This window comes from Streptomyces sp. LX-29 (assembly GCF_029541745.1).
Lineage (GTDB): Bacteria > Actinomycetota > Actinomycetes > Streptomycetales > Streptomycetaceae > Streptomyces.
Genome location: NZ_CP089746.1, coordinates 1698463 through 1720127 on the forward strand (window position 1 = coordinate 1698463; position 21665 = coordinate 1720127).

A 21665-nucleotide genomic window follows, 5' to 3' on the forward strand; every position below is an offset into this window, starting at 1 on the left:
GCCGGTTCCCATGCGTCCCCGCTCCGCACCCCGTACCGCGCCGGCCCCCGTGCTGCTGGTCATCGCGCACGGCAGCCGCGACCCCCGGCACGCGGCGACCGTCGCCGAGCTGTGCGCTCGGGTGCGGTGGCTGCGGCCGGGGCTGCGGGTGGAGGCCGCGTTCCTGGACTTCAACGCCCCGCGCGTGCCGGGGGTGCTGGCCGGGCTGGCGGCCGAGGGGGCGCGGGAGGTGGTGGCGCTGCCGCTGCTGCTCACCCGCGCCTTCCACGCCAAGGCCGACATCCCCGCGGCGCTGCGGGAGGCCACGGCGCGGCACCCGGGGCTGACGGTCCGCCGGGCCGGCGTCCTCGGACCGTCCCCACTGCTGACCGCCGCACTGGAGCGGCGGCTGTACGAGGCCGGGCTGGACCCGGCCGACCGAGCCTCGACCGGGGTCGTCCTGGCCTCGGCGGGCTCCACCGACCCGGAGGCGAGCGCGGTGATCGCAGCAATCGCGCGGGAGTGGCGGCACACCGGTTGGTGCGCCGTGCGGCCCGCGTTCGCCTCCGCATCCCTTCCCCGGACGGAGGACGCGGTGCGCGCGCTGCGCGCGGAGGGGGTGCGGCGCGTCGCGGTCGCGCCGTACGTCATCGCGCCCGGCCGGCTGCCGGACCGGATCGCCGCCGGCGCACGGGAGGCGGGCGCCGACGTCCTGGCCGGGGTGCTGGGACCCTCCCCCGAGCTGGCACGGCTGCTGCTCCAGCGCTACGACGCCGCCGCGCGACTCCGGGCCGAGCCGGCGCTCACCGCCTGACCTGCGACCGGACCGAGCCCGCACTCACCGCCTGACCTACGACCGGGCCGAGCCCGCACTCGCCGTCTGACCTGCGCGCTTACCCGCAGGTGGGTATCTGACTTTTTTGTGCGTACTTGATCAACTTTAGCCGTGCGACCAGCATCGGAGACGTTACGGAGCAACGACGACGCACAGCACGAGGAGCGGTCATGGCCAACGAAGAGCACACCCCGGTGACGGTCATCGGTCTGGGTCTGATGGGGACGGCGCTGGCCGGGGCCTTCCTCGCGGCCGGCCACCCGACCACGGTGTGGAACCGGTCCCCCCAGAAGGCCGACGCGTTGGTCGCCCGGGGCGCGACCCGCGCCGGGTCGGTCACCGAGGCGGTCGCCGCCAGCCCGCTGGTGATCGTGTGCGTACTGGACTACGACGCCGTGGACGAGGTGCTGGACGCGGCCTCCGGTGACGCGGCGAACGGCGCGCTGGCCGGCACGACGCTGGTGAATCTCACCAACGGAACGCCCCAGCAGGCCCGCGCCATGGCGGCCCGGGTCGCCGAGCGCGGCGCGGAGTACCTGGACGGCGGGATCATGGCGGTCCCGCAGGGCATCGCCACCCCGGCGGCGCTGCTGCTCTACAGCGGCGCGGAGGCCGCCTTCCAGCGGTACGAGAAGGAGCTGTCCGTGCTGGGCGCGGCGGTGCACGTCAGCCCCGACCCGGGGCTGGCCTCGCTCCAGGACCTGGCCATGCTCAGCGCCATGTACGGCATGTTCGCGGGCTACTTCCAGGCCGTCGCCCTGGTGTCCACCGAGGGCGTCCCGGCGACCGGGTTCACCTCGCTGCTGCTCCCCTTCCTCAACGCCATGGTGGCCAACCTGCCGGAGGCAGCCCGGGAGATCGACAGTGGCGAGTACACCAGCGCCGGAAGCTCCCTGGAGATGCAGGTGGGCGCCTACCGCACCCTCACCCAGGTCGCCGCCGACCAGGGCATGAACGCGGAGCTGATCGCCCCCGTGCTGCGCCTGATCGAGCGACGGGTGGCCGACGGCTTCGGTCACCAGGGGCTGTCCAGCCTGGTGGAGCTGGTCAAGCCCACCGCGTGACGGGGCGCCACGCCCGGCGCCGACGGACGCCGGGGGCGCGGCCCGGTGCGGAGGCCGAGCCGCCGGGTCGTCAGCTGAAGTCGAGGTCGCCGGTGCGGGTGCGCTTCAGCTCGAAGAACTTCGGGTAGCCGGCCAGCAGTCGGGCGCCCTCGAAGACGCGCAGCGCGTCCTCACCACGCGGAACGGCGGTGAGGACGGGGCCGAAGAAGGCGACCCCGTCGATGTGGATCGTCGGGGTGCCGACCTCCTCGCCGACCGGGTCCATGCCCTCGTGGTGGCTCTTGCGCAGCGCCTCGTCGTACGCGGTGTCGTGGGCCGCCTCGGCCAGTTCGGCCGGCAGCCCCACCTCCGCCAGGGCCTCCTTGATCACCACATCGGTGTCCTTGTTGCCCCCGTTGTGGATGCGGGTGCCGAGCGCCGTGTACAGGTCGCGCAGCACCTCCTCGCCGTGGTGCTGAGCGGCCGCGACGCACACCCGGACCGGGCCCCAGCCCTTCTCCAGCATCTCCTTGTAGCGCTGCGGGATGTCCTCACGTCCCTCGTTCAGCACCGACAGGCTCATCACCCGGAACCGCAGCTCCAGCTCACGCTGCCGCGCCACCTCCAGGATCCAGCGCGAGCTGATCCAGGCGAAGGGGCAGGCGGGGTCGAAGTAGAAGTCGACCTTGGGGACGGTGTCGGTGGCGGCGGAGGTCCGGGGTGTCGTCTGCTGCGTCGTCATGTGCATGAGCCTAGTCCGCCGGTGGCCCACCCCTGAGGGCCAATCACCACTCGATTCCCTGGGCCACCGGCGCCCCCCGGAGCTCCGGGTGGAACAAGGACGGCACGCGCCCGGGCTCATGGGACGCCACGGCGGGAAGACGGCGGCCGGCCGCCGCGCCCCGTGGGGGTGGGGTGCGACGGCCGGCCTGTTGCGCGGAGCGGAGGTCTCGCGGTGGTGCCTACTCCACGACCTTGAGCAGCTTGTTCGGCGTGCCCTCACTCGGGTTGGAGATCTTGTCGGGGGTGGCGCCCTCGGTCAGCGCGGCCGCCACCTGGTCGGGCGTGGCCTCCGGGTGACCGGCGAGGTAGACCGCCGCGGCACCCGCGACGTGCGGGGTGGCCATCGAGGTACCGGAGATGGTCTTGGTGCCCTCGTCGCTGTCGTTCCAGGACGAGGTGATCTCCGAGCCAGGAGCGTAGAGGTCCACGATCTGGCCGAAGTTGGAGAAGTCCGACTGCTGGTCGTCCTCGGTGCTGGAGGCGACGGTGATCGCCTCCTGGACGCGGGCCGGCGAGCCCTGGCCTGCGTCGGTGGACTCGTTGCCCGCGGCCACGGCGAAGGTGACGCCGGAGGCGATCGCCTTCTTCACCGCGGCGTCCAGCGCCTCGTCGGCGCCGCCGCCGAGGCTCATGTTGGCGACCGACGGGCCCTGGTGGTGCTCGGTCACCCAGTCGATGCCCGCGACGACCTGCTCGGTGGTACCGGACCCCTGGTCGTCGAGGACCCGGACCGCGACGATCTTCGCCTTCTTGGCGACGCCGTGCTGAGCGCCGGCGATGGTGCCCGCGACATGGGTGCCGTGGCCCTGGCCGTCGTTGGCGTCGTCGTCGTTGTCGATGGCGTCGAAGCCGGAGACCGCGCGGCCCTCGAAGTCCTTGTGGGTCACGCGCACGCCGGTGTCGATGACGTACGCCGTGACGCCCTCACCGGCGTTGTCGGGGTACGTGTACTTCTTGTCGCCCGCGGTGTCGGCCTGGTCGACCCGGTCCAGGCCCCACGACGGCGGGTTCTCCTGGGTGGCCTCGATGCTGAACCGCTGGTTCTGGACGACCTTGGCGACCGACGGGTCGGCGGCCAGGCGCTTGGCCTCGGTCTCCGTCAGCCCCTTGGCCGAGAAGCCGTTGACCGCGGAGTCGTAGCTGCGGCTCAGGGTGCCGCCGTACTCCTCGGCCAGGTCCTCGCCCTCGGAGGCGGCCTTGATGGTCTTGCCGCCCTTCAGCAGCACGATGTAGCTGCCGTCGACGGCGTCCTTGGACTCGGTGCCGTACACCGTGCCCTCGGCGGGCGTCGACGCGCCGGCCGGAAGGGCGACGAAGGCGCCCGCGGTCACCGCGGCGGCCGCGGCTATGCCCAGGGCGATCTTCCGCTTGCCGACACGCTTGTGTGTGGCCATGACGAGGTTCCTCCTCGTGAGGTTGTGGGGGGAGTCGAGCTGCGGCCGTATCGAGACGTCGCAACTCCATCCGGAACGCAAGGAGTTCCGCTCCGGATCGACTCGAAACCCTGTCCGATGAGCGGGCCCGATTTCAAGCCCCAGGACAACTCCTGGGGCCGGTGTGACATACGCAACGTCCTTGCGAATCAACGAAGTCCACCGAACGCGGGCAAAGCGGCAGGGGCCCACGGCGCTCCCACCCGAACGGCGCGCTCGGCCGCGCCGCTCGCCCCCGGGGCCGTAATCCGATTGCGGTCCGCTCGCCGGAGTCGTACGGTCCACTCGTCGCGTGGCGATCCCCGCCGCGCGTCCAGTCGCGCTTCCGCAGCCCCTGCTTGACGATCGGCGAGGGCGGTTCGGCGCACGTACGGGAGGAGTTCACCGATGGGCGGCAGTCCCGGCATCGGCGTCTTCACCCGGTTCCCCACCCACGGCCTCGCCGGGGTGGCGCGTGCGTGCGCCTTTCTTCCGTCGACCCGCCGCCCGCGGCGTGGCCCGGCGCCCTGGCCGGCCCGGACCCGCCCAGTCATCCCCTGAGCCGCTGAGCCGCCAGGGCCCCCGTCCGTCCAGGAATCACTCGTTCCGGACGGGTGGCGAGGCCCGATCCACGCCGTTCCGTGCCCTGACACGGTGCCCTGCGCAACGCGCCGGCCCGTGCCGTCAGCCGTTCCGCGCCACGTTCGCGCCGCCGCCCGTCCGGCTCCGAAAGGACCGCCGGCCGTGGCCCGCATCCAGCCCAGCACCACCCGGAACACCCCCGATCGACACCCCACCGGGGAGCCCCGTCGCACCGAGCGCGACCGCGCCCGCCGCACGCTCTCCCAGAACTTCCTGACCGACCCCCGCGTCGTGGAAAGCCTGGTGCGCCTCGCGCGACCTCGCCCCACCGATCTGCTCATCGAGGTGGGCGCGGGCCGCGGCGTGCTCACCGAGGCGCTCGCGCCGCACTGCCGCACCCTGGTGGCCTACGAGGTCGACCCCCGTCTGATCGACGGACTGCGGACGCGGCTGCGGCCCTATCCGCAGGTGCGGGTGGTGCGACAGGACTTCCTCACCGCCGTCGCCCCGGACACCCCGTTCGCGGTGGTGGCCAACGTGCCCTACGCCCGCACCTCCGAGGTCGTCCGGTGGTGTCTGCGGGCCCCCCGGTTGACCTCGGCGACCCTGCTCACGCAGTGGGAGTACGCCCGCAAGCGCTCGGGCGACTACGGACGTTGGAGCCTGCTGACCGTGCGGAGCTGGCCGGAGGTCGAGTGGCGGCTGTGCGGCCGGGTGGCGCGCACCGCCTTCCGACCGGTGCCGCGCGTGGACGGTGGCCTGTTGCGGCTGACCCGGCGGCCGGAGCCGCTGCTCGGCACGTCGGCGGACCGTGCGGCGTACGCGCGCCTGGTCGATCTCGGCTTCTCCGGGGTCGGCGGCAGTCTGCACGCCTCGCTGCGGCGCGCCTGCCCGACCCGGACGCTGGACCAGGCGTTCCACCGGGCGGGGCTGCGCCGGGATGTGGTGGTGGCGCAGGTGACGCCCAATCAGTGGCTGACGCTGTACCGCGCGGTGGCGCGCCGCTGAGGGAACCCGTCCGGCGGTCGGCACATCTCCTGGGGCGGGGGCGACGCGGGGGCGCTCCCGCCCTCGGGAGGGAAGACGCATGAAGAGGCGGACTCTGTTGCGCGGGGCCGTGGCCGGGGCGGCCGCGGTACCGGTGGGAAGCTGGCTCGGCGGCGCCGCGAACGCCGCTCCGGTCGACTTCCCGGTGGCGATCTGCGAGCAGCACTCCAACCGGTTCCTGGTCCACGACCGCACGGAGAGGTGGAACGACGCGACCGTCAACTGGGTCTTCGACCCGGGCAAGGGCCGCACCGGCTGGGACAACCCGTTCGAGATCCGGTTCCGCGACACCCGGCGGTACGGCACGCTCGTGCTGATGACCGCGGGCAAGCCGAAGAACGGCCGGGCCGGGATCGTCCGGTTCGGTCGCTGGGGCAGCCGGCTCGGCCACGGCGACCTGCTGTGGGAGGCGCCCGTCAGCAGCTATCCGCACAGCATCGAGCGGGTGCCGGACAAGCTCGCCGTGGTCGTCGCGGGCTCACGCGGCGCGCTGCACGTCTTCGGCCCCAAGAGCAGCGACGTGAGCACGCTCCGGGAGGTGCAGACGCTTCACGCCCGCGACCTGGGCGCGCTGAAGGAGCCGCACGGGGTGCTCTGGGACGACCAGCTCAAGCTGCTGTGGGTGATCGGCGGCCCGATCCTGCGGAGCTACGAGGTCGTGGGCGGCCTGCGCTCCTGTCGGCTGCGCAAGGTGGGCCGGGACATCGACCTGCGCAGGGGGGTGCCGGAGGGCAAGCACCACGGCCACGATCTGCAGCCCGACTACACCAACCCGCGGCGTCTCCTGATCACCGACACCAACGGCGTGTACTGGGTGGACCGCAGGACCCGGGAGAAGGGGACGGTCTGGTACCGCCAGCCCGCCAGCAAGCTGGTCAAGTCGTATGTGATCCACGCGTCGGGCCAGGCGATGTGGACCCGGGACTCGAGCGGGACGAAAGACGATCGGTTCGGCGACGACACCGTGTACTTCTCCTCCGGCGGCCACCGGAGGCAGTCGGAGGCTCAGATCTACAAGGCGCGCATCGTGACGACCCGGTTCCACTGAGCCGGTCCGGCGGCCGGCGCCCGCCGTACGCGCTGCTCCACGCGCGTACGGCGGGGGCCGTGGCCGGTCCGGTCAGGCGGGCAGCGCCGCCTCGATGAGGTCGGCCGCCTGCCGGGTGCCGCCCTCGGCTTCCACCTGCCGGCGCACCTCGGCGCACCGCTTCGCCACCTCGGGGTCGGAGACGAGCGCCAGCACCGCCTCGCGCAGCGCCTCGGCGGTGGCCTCCTCCTTGGGCAGGTGGCGGGCCACGCCGAGGGACTGGAGCACGTCGGCGTTGCCGAACTGGTCGACGGCCTGGGGCACGGCGACCATCGGCACCCCGCAGGCGAGCCCCTCCTGGCTGCCGCCGGCGCCGGCGTGGGTGATGAAGGCGTCGGCCTGCCGGAGGATGCTCAGCTGCGGCACCCAACGGTGAACCTCGATGTTGTCCGGGATCTCGCCGAGCCCAGCCAGGTCGACGTGCGCGCCGATCTGGAGCACCACGTGCCAGCCCGGCAGCCCGCCGAACGCCGCCACGCAGGCGCGGTAGAGGTCCGGCTCCCTGGTCCAGGTCGAGCCGAGCGAGATCAGCAGCACCTTGTCCCGGGCGGCCGCGGCGGGGCGCCGCCACTCGGTCTCGTCCCGGGCGCCCTGGCAGGCGCCGACGAAGGTGTACACGGTCTCGTCGACGCGGTCGGCGTGCGGCTGGAGGGCCCTGGGGATGAGGACGACGCAGCGGTCGGGGCGGCCCAGCATCCGGTCCGGGTCGGTGTCGGCCAGGCCGTTGGCGTCCAGCCAGGCGCGGAAGCGCGCGTAGTACGCCTGCCCCCGCTCGGACGCCTTCAGCTCGGCGTACATCGGCTCGGCCACCTCCTCCTCGTAGCCCTCCCAGGCGACCAGGTTGGGCGAGAGCTGGATGGCGGGGACGCCCCAGCGGCGAGCGAGGACGGGGGCGGGCCAGGCGGTGATGTCCCACAGCACCAGGTCGGGTTCGTCGCCCGCGTAGGCCGCCGCGTGTTGCGGCAGCGCCTGGATCGCGTCCGCCAGGAACGGCTCGATGTGCTCGATCAACTCGGTGCCCCACGCCTCCGGCTCGTCGGCGGTCGGCAGCACGGAGCCGAAGACCCTGGGCTCGGCGCCGGTCGCGGCGACCTTCTCCGCGAAGGACTCGGGTATCGCGTAGGTGACCCGGTGGCCCCGGGCGACGAGCTCACGGATCACTTCGAGGCTCGGGTTGACGTGGCCGTGGGCGGCGATGCTGAACATGGCGATGTGGCTCATGCCCCTCACGGTAACGAGACGATACGTCTCGTGCAACTGAATTCGATCATCCCGGCCCCCGCCCTGCGGCTGGGGGCCGGAGTGCGAGACTGGGGCCGACCAGGCGGAACGGCGAGAGGGGCGGGGCGTGACCGAGACCGCGGGAGGGGCGAAGCCCGAGGGCACGGTGGCGTTCACCGAGGAGCGGGCGCGCGCGGTGCTCACGAAGGCGGTGCCGCTGCCGCGGCACGACGGCGACCGGGCCCGACTGCTGGCCTTCGGTGAGAACGCCGTCTTCGCCGTCGAGCGGTCCGACCGCCCGGACCTCGTGGTCCGCATCAGCCGCACCGCCGACGCGCACGCCCGGGACCGCGCCGAGCGGGAGCTGCGGGTCGCCGAGTGGCTCGCGACCGAGGGACTGCCCACGGCGCGCCCCGCGCCATGGGGCGCGGACCAACCGCTGGCCTGCGACGGACACCTCGTCACCTTCTGGGAGCGGCTGCCGGCGGCGGTGCGCCCGGCCGAACCGCGCGACCTGGCGAAGCTGCTCCGGCTCGTCCACGCGCTGCCCGCGCCGCCCTTCGAGCTGCCGCGCCGGGAGCTGCTGGGCGGGGTCGAGCGCTGGCTGCGGCTCGCGGGGGACGCGATCGACCCGGCGGACGCCGCCTGTCTGCGCGCCCGCCGGGACGACTTCGCGGCCGGCGTCGCCGAGCTGACCCCACACCTGCCGCTCGGCCCCATCCACGGCGACGCGCTGCCACGCAACGTGCACGTCGGCCCGGACGGCCCGGTGCTGCTGGACCTGGAGACCTTCTCGACCGACCTGCGGGAGCACGACCTGGTCGTGATGGCGCTCTCCCGCGACCGGTACGGGCTCGATCCGGCCGCCTACGACGACTTCGTCGCGGCGTACGGCTGGGACGTGCGCGACTGGGACGGGTGCGCCCTGCTGCGCGGCGCCCGCGAGACCGCCAGCTGCGCCTGGGTGGCGCAGCACACGCCGGGCAGCCCGGCGGCACGGAGGGAGTTCGACCGCCGGATCGCCTCACTGCGCGAGGGCGACGCGGCGGTGCGCTGGCACCCGTTCTGATCCCGAGCCGGGCAGGGTGGCTGCCGGCCCGAGGACGGGACTACCCGCGGCCACCCCCACCCGACCCGTTGAAGGATGAGCGGAAGCCGTCCAGGGTGGCCTCCATCCGGGTCACCTGGCCCTGGGTGAACATGAACATCCCGGCGTCGTCGGTGTAGTCCATGTAGTTGACGAACATGTCGCCATGGGGCCCGTTGTTGCACGAGATCTTGGGGAAGGTCGGCATCCCCGTGTTCTCGCCACCCTGGTTGGGGGTGTCGGCGACGAAGTCGCTGCCGCTGCAGCCGTCGAAGTCGTCGCCCCAGATATGGCGCAGATTGAGCCAGTGCCCGACCTCGTGCGTGGCGGTACGGCCGAGGTCGAACGGCGCGCTCGCGGTGCCGGTGGTGCCGAACGCCTTGTAGTTGATGACGACACCATCGGTTTCGGCGGGACCGCCGGGGAACTGGGCGTAGCCCAGCAGGGTGCCGCCGATCGCGCTGCTGAACACCTCACAGACCCAGAGGTTCAGATAGCGGTCGGCGGGCCAGGCGGCCACTCCGCCCTTCGCGGGGAACTTGACGGAGTCGTCTTCCGAATCGAACTTCTCGGTCTGGGTCTGCGTACGCGTGATGCCGTTGGTGGGCTGCCCCTGCGGATCGGTGGTGGCCAGCTCGAACTCGATGAGGCTGTCGGCCGCGATCGGCTGCCACACCGTGGGCACCTTGCTGACGTCCGGATTGGCCTTCCGGAAGTCCTCGTTGAGCACGGTGATCTGACTGTGGATCTGGTCGTCGCCGACGTTCTGCTCGTCGGTGTTGAACACGACGTGGACGACGACGGGGATCTTGGTGACCGCGGTCCTGCCCGACGTCAGCTCCCCGCTGGCGAACGCGAAGGCGTGGTTCTCGATCACCGTGCGATTCGCGGCGTACTCCCCGTCCCGCTCCAGCAGCCGGCGGTGGAGGGCCATCGTTCCGCAGTACTGCCCGCGTTCGAGGCCGGTGAACTCTTCGGTTTCTGGCATGCCGCACCTCCTTCGTATTTCAAGGAATTCACTGCTCATGGGAGGCGCGGGCCGGTGCGGACTACCGCGGACCCATACACTCAAAAGTGTAGACACAGCCTAAGATCTACGGCAAGTACCCCGAAAGTGGACTAAATATGACACGTCAACCACCTGACTGCCTTTTCCGGCGATGGGTGCATTCCTTCGAAGAGGACACCGAAGGCGTGGCGGTCTATCGGCCGACCGGCTATGACTTTCCACTGGCGCGCGGCCGCAGGGCACTGGAGTTCACACCGGACGGGACCTTCGTCGATCACCCGATCGGGCGCGGCGACGCGCCGGCCACGGCGGCCGGGCGGTGGCGGACGACCGACGGCCGACGGTTCGTGGCCTCCTTCGGCGACTCCGAACGCCCGGATCGGGAGGTGGAGATCCTGCACTGCGACGACACCGTGCTCAGGATCCGCGCGTGAGCCTCCGAGGCCCGCCGACGGTCGGCCCCGCGCCCCGCCGCGGCGCCGACGCACACCGACCTCCTCGTCGCCCGCCGGGGACTCAGGGCGTCCACGACGGGTCGCGGCCGACGAGCCCCAGGGCCCGGTCCCACAGGGGAGCGTCGTCCGGAACCGTCACCGCGGGCCCGAACATGCCCGCCACCCCCTCCGCGCTCGCCGTCTCCTCGAGCATCCCGAAGACGGCCTCGACGCTGCCCCGATCGGGCTCGTACGGCTGACCCGTCGCCCGCGCGAGGTCCCACCCGTGGACGAGCACCTCGTCCAGGGCCACGATGCCCATCGCCTCGGCCGGCATGGTCACTCCTCCCGCCTCGGCCGTGCCGACCCACGCGGCGGGGTCACGCCAGGCGGCCGCCAGCTCGTCCAACTGTCGCGGCAGCAGTTCGCGCCACCGGGGGTCCAGCCGGTCCGCCGAGGCGCGCGGCGCCCCGGGGGGCGCCGGCTTCGCACCGCCGGACCCGCGAGGGATCCACTCGGCCTTCCGCACCGCATGCTGGAAGGCGACCGTCAGATCCATCAGGTGGTCCAGCAGCGCCGCCACCGGATACTCCGCACACGGCGTGCGGGCCGACAGCAGCGTGTCGGTGACGCCGTCCAACAGCGCGGCCACCCCGCGCATCGCGGGCCCGAGGTCGACGGGGACGGCGCCCCCTTCCGCCGCGCCACCGACAACGGGCTTCTCGCCCGTATCGCCATTCCCGGGGTGGTGATGTCCGGGATCGCGGTGTTCGGGCTGGATGTCGCTGATGTCGTCGGTCACGGCGGCTCTCCTCGTCCGATGGTCTCCCTGTATGGGCCTTGATACAGACCTTCCAGCCCGGGAGGACTCATCGCTCGGAGTCAGCCCGCCGGCGTGGCGGGCCCCCGCAGCGGCCAGCCGCCGTCCACCACCGCCTCCGGCGTGCCCTTGCGGCGCAGCCACTGCTGATAGCCCGCGGCCCACTCCGCGTACCACCCGATCTGCTCGCGGTGGAGCTCCCACGGCTCCATGGCGGCGACCGTCGGGTGTGCCTCGGCGACCGCGAAGGCGACCCGCGCGGCGGCCAGCGCGTCCGCCCCGGCCTCGTGTGCGCCGTCCAGCACCACGCCGTAGACCTGGCAGACGGCCTCCAGAGTGCGCTTGCCCCGGCGGTAGCGGTCCACCGCCCGGTCTATGGTGAGCGGGTCGACGACCGGGCCGGTCTCGGCGCCGCCCAGCCGGTCGCCCAGCGACGGCAGCCCGTGCCGCCGCAACTCGGCGGCGAGCAGGCTCAGGTCGAAGGCCGCGTTGTAGGCCACCACCGGCGCGCCGGCGCGCCAATGTCCGACCAAGGCGTCCGCCACCTCGTCGGCCACCTCGGCGGCCGGCCGGCCGCGATCCGCCACGCGCTCGTTGGTGATGCCGTGCACGGCGACGGCGTCGTCCGGTATGAGCACGCCCGGATCGGCCAGCCAGTCCCGTCGCCCGATCGGCTCCCCCGCCTTCACCTCGACGACCGCGGCGGTCACGATCCGCGCCTCACGCGGATCGGTGCCCGTCGTCTCAAGATCGAAGCCGATCAGCAGCTCCCGGTGCCAGCCCATGGCGGCCCTCCTTCGCGGTACTTTCCCCCGGTTGTCCATCAGACTCGCACGCACCACTGACAACGCGGCCCCGCCGGCCGCCGGGGCGTGGCCGCGACGCCCCGGAACCCCCGGGCGGCGGCCCCGGCACCGGCCGGCGGCAGGGCGGCGGGAAGGGTGCTCAGGACACCGGGCGGGAGTCCGCCCACACGCCCTCGAACTCCTCCCGGTAGGTGTCGAAGAGTCCGTTCTCGATCTCGTCCCGGTCCTCCCGCACCACGTTCGGCGTGCCGCCGCGCAACACCAGCACCGGGGCCTCCATGCCGCGCGCCTTACGCAGATACGGCTGGACGATGGCGAGCCCGTCCGCCCCGTCGCCGTTGACCAGGTAGGCGGTGAAGCGGGGCGTCTCGTCGAAGACGTGGATCTCGAAGGCGCCCGGGTCGCGGAGCCGGGAGCGGACCCGCCGCATATGGAGGATGTTCATCTCCACCGAGCGGCTCATCTCCCCCTTCTTCAGCCCCAGTTCCCGCTCCCGCCGGCGGACCGCGCTACTGGCCGGGTTGAGGAAGAGCAGCCGGGCCCGGCAGCCGGTCTCGGCGAGCCGGACCAGCCGCCGCCCCGAGTAGTTCTGCACCAGCAGGTTGAGGCCGATGCCCACCGCGTCCAGGCGGCGGGCGTTGCCGAACAGGTCCTCGGCGGGGAGCTGGCGCTGCAGCCGGACCCGGTCGGGGTGGACCCCGACGACATCGGCGTAGCGGTCGCCCACCAGGTCCTCGACGGCGTCTATGGGCAGCCGGTTCGCGGACGGGGAGACGTTGCCGCTGCCGAGTATCTCCAGCAGCCGCGCGGAGGCGCGCTCCGCCTGGGCGAGCACCGTCTGGGAGAGCGCCCGGTTGCGGGAGACCACGTTCCGGGTGACCTCCAGCTCGTCCAGGGCAAGCTCCAGGTCGCGCCGGTCGTCCAGGTACGGCTCGAAGCAGGGCCAGTGCTGGACCAGCAGCTCCCGCAGCTGCGGGAGGGTGAGGAAGCTGATGACGTTGTCGTCCGCCGGGTCCAGCAGATAGCCCTTGCGGCGGCTGACCTCCCGCACGGCCACCGCGCGCTGCACCCACTCCTGGCCCGCCGGCCCGGCGGCCGCCACCACCCAGTCGTCGCCGTGGACCGGCTCGTAGATGGGCCGCAGCACAGCCGAGACGACGGCACGCAGCCGCTGTTCGACGAGGTTCAACCAGATGTACGCGCGCCCCGCGCGGCGGGCGCGGGTGCGCACCTCTGTCCAGGCGTCGGTGTCCCAGTCCAGCTCCGCGCCGATCTCCACCGGACGCACGAGGGACACCGCGCCGGGTGGCGCGTCGGTGGCGCCGTCACCCCCGGAACCTCCGTCGCCAGGGGGCAGCTCCAACCCGCCCGAGCTCACCTTGCACCGCCTTCCGCCCCCGTCCAACGATCACCGCAGACTACTGCGCGCACAGAGGTGGTGCAGCACGATCGATCGAGGTCCGGGTCAACGTTCCGCTTCCGTATGACCGTTGTGACTCGCCAGTGCGGGCGGCGTGAGCGGATTCATAGCGGTGACGTCCCGCGGAGCCAGTTGGAAGCCCTGCCAGTGGACCGGCATCGGCTGCTGGTCCTCGTCCCGCGCGATGTGGTGGAAGCCGATGTGGACCCAGACGACGGGGTGTTCGAGAGTCTGGCCGTCAACCCAGGTGTCGACACTTCTGCCCGCGCGGGCGCCGCAGTCGCGGAGGTTGTGGCTGGCGAACTGTTCGCAGCCGCGGTACTCGGTGACGTACACGTCGTGCCGGGTGTACGGGCGGCCCTGGTACCGGGTGGTGCGGCCGGGCACGATCTCGTACGACCTGGGGTGGCCGTCCGCGTTCCGACCGGCGGTGCTGACGACCCGCCACCAGCGGGTGCCCACCGCGTCCCCGGCCAGCTCCCTGGTGACACGGGTGCGCGTGGTGCGGGTCCTGGGGAGCCGTCCCGACTCCTGGGTCGTCGTCGAGTCGTACTGCTCGACGACGCTCTTCGAGGAGCCGTCGAGCCCGAAGTTGAGCCGCCAGAAGACGTTGTGGCTGTGGCTGGTGGCGTAGTCCCCGGCGCCCCTGCCGAGGGGCCATCCGCGGCCGTCCCCGGCGTCGTAGTCGATCGGCGAGAGTGAGCCGGTGGCGCCGACCTGCATCGTCATGGTGCCGTCCGAGGAGAACCGCCACTCGGTGATGTACTCGTACCAGCCGACCAGATTGACGGTGTAGACCAACAGGTCCCTGTCCTGGACCTGGTGGACCTCGCCCGCGTCGGTGCCCACCATGCGATAGGCGTGACCGCGGGCGCGGGTGGTGGCGCACAACCCCGCGACGTTCTCCCGGCTCGGCTCCGAAGCCCCCCGCACCCGCACCGTCTTGATCGTGCCGCCGGGGCACTCCGCCGGATCCAACTGCTGGAGTCCCTGCGCGAACCCCTGCCCGGTGAGGTCGTCGTACTCCACCGAGCCGTCGTCATAGGGCACATGGATCTGGGCGAGCTTGGCGGAGGTCAGCACCTTGATCGGGCGGGGCTCGCCCCGCGGCTGGTACGTGACGTCCTTCAGCACCAGTCCGGCGTGCGACTCGTAGCTCCAGCACATGCGCCAGACCGTGCCGCCCGACAACCGCTGCTCGATGCGGTACGGGGCGCCGCACGCGGCGGCGGGAGCGGCCGCGGCGGCGGGAGCGGGGCCGGCCGGGGCGGCGGCCGACGGCGGCCGCGCGGTGGGCGGCAGCGCCCGCGCGGGGCCGACGGCCGCGCCTCCCGCCGCCAGCAACAGCGAAAGGGCGAGCGCCGAGAGCGCCCGAAGGCGAAGCGCCGGGCGGCGGCCCCGCGCGGGGCGGCGCCTACGGTCGCGCGGGACGGGCATGGCACGCATGGCTGCACTCCTGTACGGAAGCCGACGGTGGGGAGTAGGGGCGAGGCGACGGGGGTCCGCGGGCGAGGCGGTCCGGGGCCGGGCGGCCCCGGGTGACGGACGATCCGAGGCCGGGGGCCTCCGGGGACGAGACGGTCCGAGGCCGGGCGGCATCCGGAGACGAGACGGTCCGAGGGCCGGGGCCTCCGGGGACGGAGCCGCGCGGCGGCTCAGTCCAGCCGGGACACGCTGCGGGCGCTCAGGTCGACCACGAACCAGCGGGTGTCGATCCACGGCCCGTTGCGCACTCTGCTGAAGAGCCGGACGCAGCGGTGCCGGCCGCAGGCGCCCAGCCGCGCGGGGCCGGGGTTCTCCGCATCCACGCGGTAGACGAAGCCGGTGACCGTCAACTGCGCGGGGTCGGTCAGCTCCCTTCCGGTGGCGTCGCGGTAGTCCCTCCGCAGCCCCTCACCCAGCCGCCGGTCGCCGATCAACAGCCGGGCCGCCTCGACGGCCTCCTGCCGGCTCGGCGGCGGCTGCACGCCGCGTTGCGTGTCGGTGCGCACCACCCGACCGGAGGCGAGGTCCACCGTGGTGGTGACGTAGGCGTCCCGCCGGTAGTCGTAGGAGGACACCTGGGCGCGCCGCGGCGGGGCGGCGGCACCGGCCTCCTTGGGGGGTACCTCGGCGAGGTCCACGGAGAGCGGCTGCGGGCCGGGGGCGCCTCGGACGCCCTCGCCGGCCTCGCGCGGGTCGGCGCTCAGCGCCAGGGCGCGGGCGCGCCCGATCTCGTCGTCCGTCAGCGGGTCCGTCCCGCCGCCGGCGGCGACCCGCGGCGGCGGGGGTTCCACCACGCCGGGCGGCGGGGCCCCGTCGCCTCCGGCGGCCGACCCCTGCGCCGCTCCCGGCCCGTACCGCACCTGCTCGTACCGCGCGTGTCCGTACGCCGGGTCCCGCGGGGAGTCCCCGGAGGCCGCACCCGGAAGGGTGACCGCGACGAGGGCCGCCCCGACGGTGACCGCGATCGACGCGCCGGCCACCACGGTGCCCAGGTGGCGCTGGGTCATGCTGCGCACGTCCTCCCCCATCCTTCTCTCCCCTGTCCCCTGAGGCCGGCCCGTGTTCCCCGGACGGGCTCCCCCGCCTCTCGGCCGCCGCCCCTCGGTGCCCCGCGCTCGGTGTACCAGCTCTGGCTCCGGCCGTCCGACCAGCCGGCCGCCCGGCCACCCGGCCGCTGGAGTGCGGACCGGAGTGCCGATTCCCCCCTGTTCCCCCGGACGGCCGGATGAGACCGCATTCCGGGTGATCGCCCCCAGTATGCGGAGGTCACCCGAGAGGACGAACCGATGTGGTCGCGGATTGCCTCCGTATTGAGGAAGATCTGGCGAAAGAGGCCCGCCTGGAGGGCAGTTGGGCCACGATGCCCCTCGCCCCGGGGGCGCGGCACCGACAGGCGTCCTCGCGGCGCACGGCGAAGAAGTGGAAGAGTCGACGCATGCAGGTGTGGCCGGGACAGGCTTATCCCCTCGGCGCCACGTACGACGGCGCCGGTACCAACTTCGCGGTGTTCTCCGAGGCCGCCCAACGGATCGAGCTGTGCCTGCTCCACGACGACGGTTCGGAGACCGCGGTGGAGCTGCGCGAGAACGACGCGTTCGTCCGCCACGCCTATCTGCCCGGGGTCATGCCCGGACAGCGCTACGGCTTCCGGGTGCACGGCCCGTACCAACCGGAGCGCGGGCACCGCTGCAACTCCGCCAAGCTGCTGCTGGACCCCTACGCCAAGGCGATCAGCGGTCGGATCGACTGGGGAGAGGAGGTCTACGGCTACCACTTCGACCGGCCGGACCGGCGGAACGACCTGGACTCCGCCCCGCACACGATGGCGTCGGTCGTGGTCAATCCCTACTTCGACTGGGGCGACGACCGGCCGCCGCGCACCGACTACCACCGGACGGTCATCTACGAGGCCCATGTGAAGGGCCTGACGATGCGGCACCCGGCGCTCCCGGAGGAGCTGCGCGGGACCTACGCGGCGCTGGCCCATCCGGCGATCATCGAACACCTGACGGAGTTGGGCGTCACCACGCTGGAGCTGATGCCGGTCCACCAGTTCGTCACCGACCACCGGCTGTCCGACGCGGGGCTGACCAACTACTGGGGCTACAACACGATCGGGTTCTTCGCGCCGCACAACGCCTACGCCTCCTGGGGCGACCGGGGCCAGCAGGTGCTGGAGTTCAAGTCCGCCGTGCGGGCGCTGCACCAGGCGGGCATCGAGGTGATTCTCGACGTCGTCTACAACCACACCGCCGAGGGCAGCCACCTGGGACCGACGCTGTCCTTCCGGGGCCTGGACAACGCCTCGTACTACCGGCTCACCGATGACCGGCGGTACTACATGGACACCACCGGGACCGGGAACTCGCTGCTGATGCGCAGCCCGCACGTGCTCCAGCTGATCATGGACTCGCTGCGCTACTGGGTCACCGAGATGCGGGTGGACGGCTTCCGGTTCGATCTGGCGGCCACCCTGGCACGCCAGTTCCACGAGGTGGACCGGCTCTCGTCCTTCTTCGACCTGGTGCAGCAGGACCCGGTGGTCAGCCAGGTGAAGCTGATCGCGGAGCCCTGGGACCTGGGCGAGGGCGGCTACCAGGTCGGCAACTTCCCACCGCTGTGGACCGAATGGAACGGCAAGTTCCGCGACACGGTGCGCGATCTGTGGCGCGGCGAGCCGCGCACGCTGGCCGAGTTCGCCTCCCGGCTGACCGGCTCCTCCGACCTCTACCAGGGCGACGGTCGGCGCCCGCTGGCCTCGGTCAACTTCGTGACCTGCCATGACGGCTTCACCCTGCGCGATCTGGTGTCGTACGACAGGAAGCACAACGAGGCCAACGGCGAGGGCAACAACGACGGCGAGAGCTACAACCGGTCCTGGAACTGCGGGGTCGAGGGCGAGACCGACGACCCCGAGGTGCTGGCGCTGCGCGGCCGACAGATGCGCAACTTCGTCGCGACGCTGATGCTCTCCCAGGGCGTGCCGATGCTGAGCCACGGCGACGAGTTCGGACGCAGCCAGCGCGGCAACAACAACGCCTACTGTCAGGACAACGAGCTCTCCTGGGTGCGCTGGCCGGACCCGGCACGGGAGGACTCCGCGACCGCGCTGGAGCTGCTGCGCTTCACCCGGGCGCTGGTCTGGCTGCGCCGGGACCATCCGGTCTTCCGGCGCCGCCGGTTCTTCCACGGGCGCCCGGTGGAGGGGACCCACGACGAGCTGTCGGACATCGCGTGGTTCACCCGGAGGGGCGAGGAGATGCAGGCACGCGACTGGCAGGCGGCGCACGCCAAGTCGCTGACGGTCTTCCTCAACGGCAACGCGATCTCGGAGCCGGGCGTGCGCGGCGAGCGCATCCTCGACGACTCGTTCCTGCTGATGTTCAACGCGCACCACGAGTCGCTGGAGTTCACGGTGCCGGTGGACCACGGCCGACAGTGGCAGGTCGTGGTGGACACGGCCGTGGCGGGCGGGGTCGAGCCCGGGAGCGGGGCGAAGGTGGCGGCGGGCGACCGACTCACCCTGGTGGACCGGAGCCTGACGGTGTTGCAGCGTCCGGGTTAGCCGACCCGAGCGCCCGATCGGTTCCGCGGTCGGTCCGGCGGCGCCGTCGGACCGACCGCGGAACCGACCGGAGTAGTACACCCGTTCGGGTGGACGTCCGCGGGCGCACATCGGGTACGGACGGTGGCTGGGTACGTACGTTCTATGACCTTCCACCACGCCGCTCCGCCCCCGGTGCCGCCTCCCGAGCCGCTGTCGGACCCGCCGTCCGCCGCCGGCCCCGGGCCGCGGCCGCGGGTGCCCACCGCCACCTACCGGCTCCAGCTCCAGCCCCGCTTCCCGTTCGCGGCGGCGCGCGAGGCCGTGCCCTACCTCGCCTCGCTCGGCGTCTCCCACCTCCACCTGTCCCCGGTGCTGGAGGCCGTGCCCGGCTCCACCCACGGCTATGACGTGGTGGACCACGCGGCGGTGCGGGGCGAGCTCGGCGGCGAGGAGGGGCTGCGCGAGCTGGCCCGCGCGGCACACGCGCACGGCCTCGGCCTGATCGTCGACATCGTCCCCAACCACATGGCCGCGCCCGTGCCCGAGCAGCTCAACCAGGCGCTGTGGGAGGTGCTGCGCGACGGCCAGGCGTCGCCGTACGCGCGGTGGTTCGACATCGACTGGGCCGCGCAGGACGGCAAGGTCCTGCTGCCGGTGCTGGCCGGACAGCTGGGCGACGAGCTCAAGCACCTCACGGTGGCGCGCGGCGTGCTGCACTACCACGACCACCGGTTCCCACTGCGGCGCGGCACCGAGCGGCTGCCGCTTCCGGAGCTGCTGGAGGCCCAGTGGTATCGGCTGGGCTGGTGGCGGCTGGCGCGCACCGAGCTCAACTACCGCCGCTTCTTCACCATCTCGGAGCTCATCGCGGTGCGGGTGGAGGATCCGGAGGTGTTCGCCGCGACCCACGCCACGCTGTCGCGGCTGTGTCGCGAGGGGGTGATCGACGGGCTGCGCGTGGACCACCCGGACGGACTGGCCGACCCGACGGCCTATCTGCGTCGGCTGGCGGAGGCCACGGAGGGCCGGTGGACGGTGGTGGAGAAGATCCTCAGCCCCGGCGAGCCGCTGCCGGAGGACTGGCCCGTCGCGGGCACCACCGGCTATGACGCGCTGCGCCACCTGGACGGCCTGTTCCTCGACCCCGGGGGCCTGGCCTCCCTCACCGGGCTCTACCGGGAGACCGTCGGCGCCGACGCCGACCGGGGCGGCGACTGGCCCGCCACGGTCCGCCGCGCGGCCCACAAGGTGGTGAGCCATGAGCTGGCCGCCGAGGTGGAGCGGCTGGTGCGCTGCGCCACCCGGCTCTGCGCCGACTCCCCCCGGCTGCGCGACCACGCCCCCTGGGCACTGCGCACCGCCGTCCGCGAACTCCTGGTCCGGCTGCCGGTGTACCGGCCGTACGCGACCGCCGGCGCCCCCGCCCGCCCCGCGGACGCCGCGCTGCTGGACGAGGCCGCGCGGGGCGCCCGCACCGCCTTCGCGGTGGCCGAGGAGGCACGAGCCGTGGACGTGGTGCGGGACGCGGCCCTCGGCCGGCTCGGCGACGGCCCGTGGCAGCGGGACTTCTGCGCCCGCTTCGCGCAGACCGCCGCCGCGCTGCGCGCCAAGTCGGTCGAGGACACCGCCTTCTACCGCTACGTCCCGCTGCTCTCCGCCGCCGAGGTGGGCGGCGACCCCGGACATCCCGTCGTCGACGCGGCCGCCTTCCACACCTTCTGTACCCGGCTGGCGTCCGACTGGCCGGACACCGGCACGGTGGTGTCCACCCATGACACCAAGCGCAGTGCGGACGTCAGAGCCCGGCTGGCGGCGCTGACCGAGCTCCCCGGGCCCTGGGGGCGGCTGCTGGCGCGGTTGCCGGGCGGCGCCCCGGACCCCCATGTGGCCTGGCTGGCCTGGCAGACCGCGCTGGGCATGGGCTTCCCGGAGGTGGAGCGGCTGGTGCCGGCGGTCCTGAAGAGCGTGCGCGAGGCCGGCCTGCGCACCACCTGGACCGAGCAGAACGGCGGGTATGAGGAGGCGGTGGAGGCCTTCCTCGCCACCGGCCCCGGCGAGCCGCGCGGTTCGCTCGGCTCCGCCTTCGCCGCCTTCAACCGCGAGCTGGACGCCCCCGCCCGGGTCAACGCACTGGGGGTGGCACTGCTGCACCTGACCATGCCCGGCGTTCCGGATGTCTACATGGGCACCGAGCACGCCTACCTCGCCCTGGTCGACCCGGACAACCGCCGCCCCCCGGAGTTCCGGCCGGCCCTGCTCGCCGACCTCGACCGGGGACGGACCGCGACCGGGCTGTCGGCCGAGAAGCTCCGGCTCACGGCCGCGGCACTGCGGCTGCGCCGGCACCACCCGGAGTGGTTCGGGGCCCCGGGCGGCCACGCCCCGCTCTTCGCCGAGGGCCCGGCGGCCGAGCACTGCGTTGCCTTCGCCCGCGGGGGCTCCGCCATCACCGCGGTGACCCGCCTGTCCCAGCGGCTGGCCGAGGCGGGCGGCTGGGCCGACACGGCGCTCCCGCTGCCGCCGGGCCCCTGGCGGGACCTGCTCACCGGCCGCACGGCGGAGCGCCGCTGGCCTCTGCGCGAGCTCTTCGACCGGCTGCCGGTGGCGCTGCTGGCGCGGGCATGAGGGGCCGGGGAGCCGCCGGGGGACGTCGGCCCTCGGGGGAGGCGCTCCCCGAGGGCGAGCGCGCGCGGCGCGCGGGCGCCGGCCGGGGCGTCGGTCACCGGCCGCCCGGGGCGGCACGGCGCGGCATGGGGCGGGGCGGAACCGGTCGGCGAGGTCCTCCTCACCCTCACCGGGCGGGCTCACCCTGCCGCGCGGGCTCACCCTGCCGCGCGCGCTCCGCGTGCTCGGCGAGGACCGTGGGCGCGCTGAGCGCCACCAGACCGAGGAGGACGAGGGCGAGGTTGGCGTAGAGCTCGTGCCCGTCGAGGAAGGAGAGGCGCCGGATCACGGCCCAGTAGTGAAACCATCCCGTCCAGCCGTGGAGCAGTCCGGCCGCTCCCTGGATCAGCATGATCATTCCGAGTCCCTCACACACCTTCTTCATGCCTTCGACCGTAGGACCG

At 73.2% G+C, this 21665-nt stretch carries 18 protein-coding genes; 8 read left to right on the plus strand and 10 right to left on the minus strand.

Translation table 11 applies throughout. The features are described 5' to 3' along the window. Positions 1 to 10: 10 nt before the first annotated feature. Both LRS74_RS07415 and LRS74_RS07420 read left to right on the plus strand, forming a co-directional pair. Positions 11 to 793: a sirohydrochlorin chelatase gene (locus LRS74_RS07415; RefSeq protein WP_277740252.1), complete on the plus strand. Its 783-nt coding sequence runs from the start codon at positions 11 to 13 to the stop codon at positions 791 to 793. 191 nt (positions 794 to 984) lie between these two features. After that, complete coding sequence (locus LRS74_RS07420; RefSeq protein ID WP_277740253.1) at positions 985 to 1878, plus strand: NAD(P)-binding domain-containing protein; 894 nt, start codon at positions 985 to 987, stop codon at positions 1876 to 1878. Positions 1879 to 1948: 70 nt separating this feature from the next. Here LRS74_RS07420 and LRS74_RS07425 read toward each other — a convergent pair whose 3' ends face one another. Next, positions 1949 to 2599: a disulfide bond formation protein DsbA gene (locus LRS74_RS07425; protein ID WP_277740254.1), complete on the minus strand. Its 651-nt coding sequence runs from the start codon at positions 2597 to 2599 to the stop codon at positions 1949 to 1951. 220 nt (positions 2600 to 2819) lie between these two features. Further along, positions 2820 to 4034, minus strand: a complete 1215-nt coding sequence (locus tag LRS74_RS07430; protein WP_277740255.1) for a S8 family peptidase — start codon at positions 4032 to 4034, stop codon at positions 2820 to 2822. Positions 4035 to 4796: 762 nt separating this feature from the next. Here LRS74_RS07430 and erm point away from each other — a divergent pair. Then, positions 4797 to 5642, plus strand: coding sequence for an ErmE/ErmH/ErmO/ErmR family 23S rRNA (adenine(2058)-N(6))-methyltransferase (gene erm, locus LRS74_RS07435; protein ID WP_277740256.1), 846 nt, complete (start codon positions 4797 to 4799; stop codon positions 5640 to 5642). Positions 5643 to 5721: 79 nt separating this feature from the next. Continuing rightward, positions 5722 to 6729 carry a hypothetical protein gene (locus tag LRS74_RS07440; protein WP_277740257.1) on the plus strand — a complete coding sequence of 336 codons (1008 nt, stop codon included), beginning with the start codon at positions 5722 to 5724 and terminating at the stop codon, positions 6727 to 6729. 72 nt (positions 6730 to 6801) lie between these two features. On the opposite strand, the gene mgt is transcribed toward LRS74_RS07440, so the two are convergent. Then, positions 6802 to 7989: a macrolide-inactivating glycosyltransferase gene (gene mgt / locus LRS74_RS07445; RefSeq protein WP_277740258.1), complete on the minus strand. Its 1188-nt coding sequence runs from the start codon at positions 7987 to 7989 to the stop codon at positions 6802 to 6804. A 196-nt stretch (positions 7990 to 8185) separates the two neighbouring features. Between mgt and LRS74_RS07450 the strand changes: the two genes are divergently transcribed. Beyond that, on the plus strand, positions 8186 to 9058 hold the full coding sequence (locus tag LRS74_RS07450) for an aminoglycoside phosphotransferase family protein (RefSeq protein WP_277744640.1): 873 nt from the start codon (positions 8186 to 8188) through the stop codon (positions 9056 to 9058). Positions 9059 to 9098: 40 nt separating this feature from the next. Here LRS74_RS07450 and LRS74_RS07455 read toward each other — a convergent pair whose 3' ends face one another. Then, positions 9099 to 10064, minus strand: coding sequence for a zinc metalloprotease (locus LRS74_RS07455; RefSeq protein ID WP_277740259.1), 966 nt, complete (start codon positions 10062 to 10064; stop codon positions 9099 to 9101). Between the two features lie 176 nt (positions 10065 to 10240). Between LRS74_RS07455 and LRS74_RS07460 the strand changes: the two genes are divergently transcribed. Beyond that, positions 10241 to 10519, plus strand: coding sequence for a hypothetical protein (locus LRS74_RS07460; protein ID WP_277740260.1), 279 nt, complete (start codon positions 10241 to 10243; stop codon positions 10517 to 10519). 82 nt (positions 10520 to 10601) lie between these two features. Here LRS74_RS07460 and LRS74_RS07465 read toward each other — a convergent pair whose 3' ends face one another. The 5 genes from LRS74_RS07465 to LRS74_RS07485 form a co-directional block, all read right to left on the minus strand. Then, positions 10602 to 11321, minus strand: coding sequence for a TIGR03086 family metal-binding protein (locus LRS74_RS07465; protein WP_277740261.1), 720 nt, complete (start codon positions 11319 to 11321; stop codon positions 10602 to 10604). Between the two features lie 80 nt (positions 11322 to 11401). Beyond that, positions 11402 to 12124 carry a 3'-5' exonuclease gene (locus LRS74_RS07470; RefSeq protein WP_277740262.1) on the minus strand — a complete coding sequence of 241 codons (723 nt, stop codon included), beginning with the start codon at positions 12122 to 12124 and terminating at the stop codon, positions 11402 to 11404. A 160-nt stretch (positions 12125 to 12284) separates the two neighbouring features. Further along, positions 12285 to 13523 (minus strand): SAV2148 family HEPN domain-containing protein, encoded by a 1239-nt coding sequence (locus LRS74_RS07475; RefSeq protein WP_277740263.1) that lies wholly within the window; start codon positions 13521 to 13523, stop codon positions 12285 to 12287. 87 nt (positions 13524 to 13610) lie between these two features. Next, positions 13611 to 15011, minus strand: a complete 1401-nt coding sequence (locus tag LRS74_RS07480; RefSeq protein WP_277740264.1) for a copper amine oxidase — start codon at positions 15009 to 15011, stop codon at positions 13611 to 13613. Between the two features lie 209 nt (positions 15012 to 15220). After that, positions 15221 to 16057 (minus strand): Tat pathway signal sequence domain protein, encoded by an 837-nt coding sequence (locus LRS74_RS07485; protein WP_277744641.1) that lies wholly within the window; start codon positions 16055 to 16057, stop codon positions 15221 to 15223. Positions 16058 to 16485: 428 nt separating this feature from the next. Here LRS74_RS07485 and glgX point away from each other — a divergent pair, with 428 nt between their 5' ends. Together glgX and treY are read left to right on the plus strand one after the other, a co-directional pair. Beyond that, positions 16486 to 18615, plus strand: a complete 2130-nt coding sequence (gene glgX / locus LRS74_RS07490; RefSeq protein WP_277740265.1) for a glycogen debranching protein GlgX — start codon at positions 16486 to 16488, stop codon at positions 18613 to 18615. Between the two features lie 144 nt (positions 18616 to 18759). Continuing rightward, positions 18760 to 21222 carry a malto-oligosyltrehalose synthase gene (treY, locus tag LRS74_RS07495; protein WP_277740266.1) on the plus strand — a complete coding sequence of 821 codons (2463 nt, stop codon included), beginning with the start codon at positions 18760 to 18762 and terminating at the stop codon, positions 21220 to 21222. A gap of 166 nt (positions 21223 to 21388) precedes the next feature. Here treY and LRS74_RS07500 read toward each other — a convergent pair whose 3' ends face one another. Then, a complete protein-coding gene (locus tag LRS74_RS07500) occupies positions 21389 to 21646 on the minus strand; it encodes a hypothetical protein (RefSeq protein ID WP_277740267.1) in 258 nt (85 codons plus the stop codon). Positions 21647 to 21665: the final 19 nt, after the last annotated feature.

Bases quoted from the DNA above. Each gene is read 5' to 3' on its own strand.
- LRS74_RS07480 (WP_277740264.1), bottom strand. From the start codon at position 15,011: ATGCGTGCCATGCCCGTCCCGCGCGACCGTAGGCGCCGCCCCGCGCGG.
- LRS74_RS07440 (WP_277740257.1), top strand. From the start codon at position 5,722: ATGAAGAGGCGGACTCTGTTGCGCGGGGCCGTGGCCGGGGCGGCCGCG.
- LRS74_RS07415 (WP_277740252.1), top strand. From the start codon at position 11: ATGCGTCCCCGCTCCGCACCCCGTACCGCGCCGGCCCCCGTGCTGCTG.
- LRS74_RS07500 (WP_277740267.1), bottom strand. From the start codon at position 21,646: ATGAAGAAGGTGTGTGAGGGACTCGGAATGATCATGCTGATCCAGGGA.
- mgt (WP_277740258.1), bottom strand. From the start codon at position 7,989: ATGAGCCACATCGCCATGTTCAGCATCGCCGCCCACGGCCACGTCAAC.
- LRS74_RS07470 (WP_277740262.1), bottom strand. From the start codon at position 12,124: ATGGGCTGGCACCGGGAGCTGCTGATCGGCTTCGATCTTGAGACGACG.
- LRS74_RS07485 (WP_277744641.1), bottom strand. From the start codon at position 16,057: ATGACCCAGCGCCACCTGGGCACCGTGGTGGCCGGCGCGTCGATCGCG.
- LRS74_RS07430 (WP_277740255.1), bottom strand. From the start codon at position 4,034: ATGGCCACACACAAGCGTGTCGGCAAGCGGAAGATCGCCCTGGGCATA.
- treY (WP_277740266.1), top strand. From the start codon at position 18,760: ATGACCTTCCACCACGCCGCTCCGCCCCCGGTGCCGCCTCCCGAGCCG.
- glgX (WP_277740265.1), top strand. From the start codon at position 16,486: ATGCAGGTGTGGCCGGGACAGGCTTATCCCCTCGGCGCCACGTACGAC.
- LRS74_RS07420 (WP_277740253.1), top strand. From the start codon at position 985: ATGGCCAACGAAGAGCACACCCCGGTGACGGTCATCGGTCTGGGTCTG.
- LRS74_RS07425 (WP_277740254.1), bottom strand. From the start codon at position 2,599: ATGACGACGCAGCAGACGACACCCCGGACCTCCGCCGCCACCGACACC.
- LRS74_RS07455 (WP_277740259.1), bottom strand. From the start codon at position 10,064: ATGCCAGAAACCGAAGAGTTCACCGGCCTCGAACGCGGGCAGTACTGC.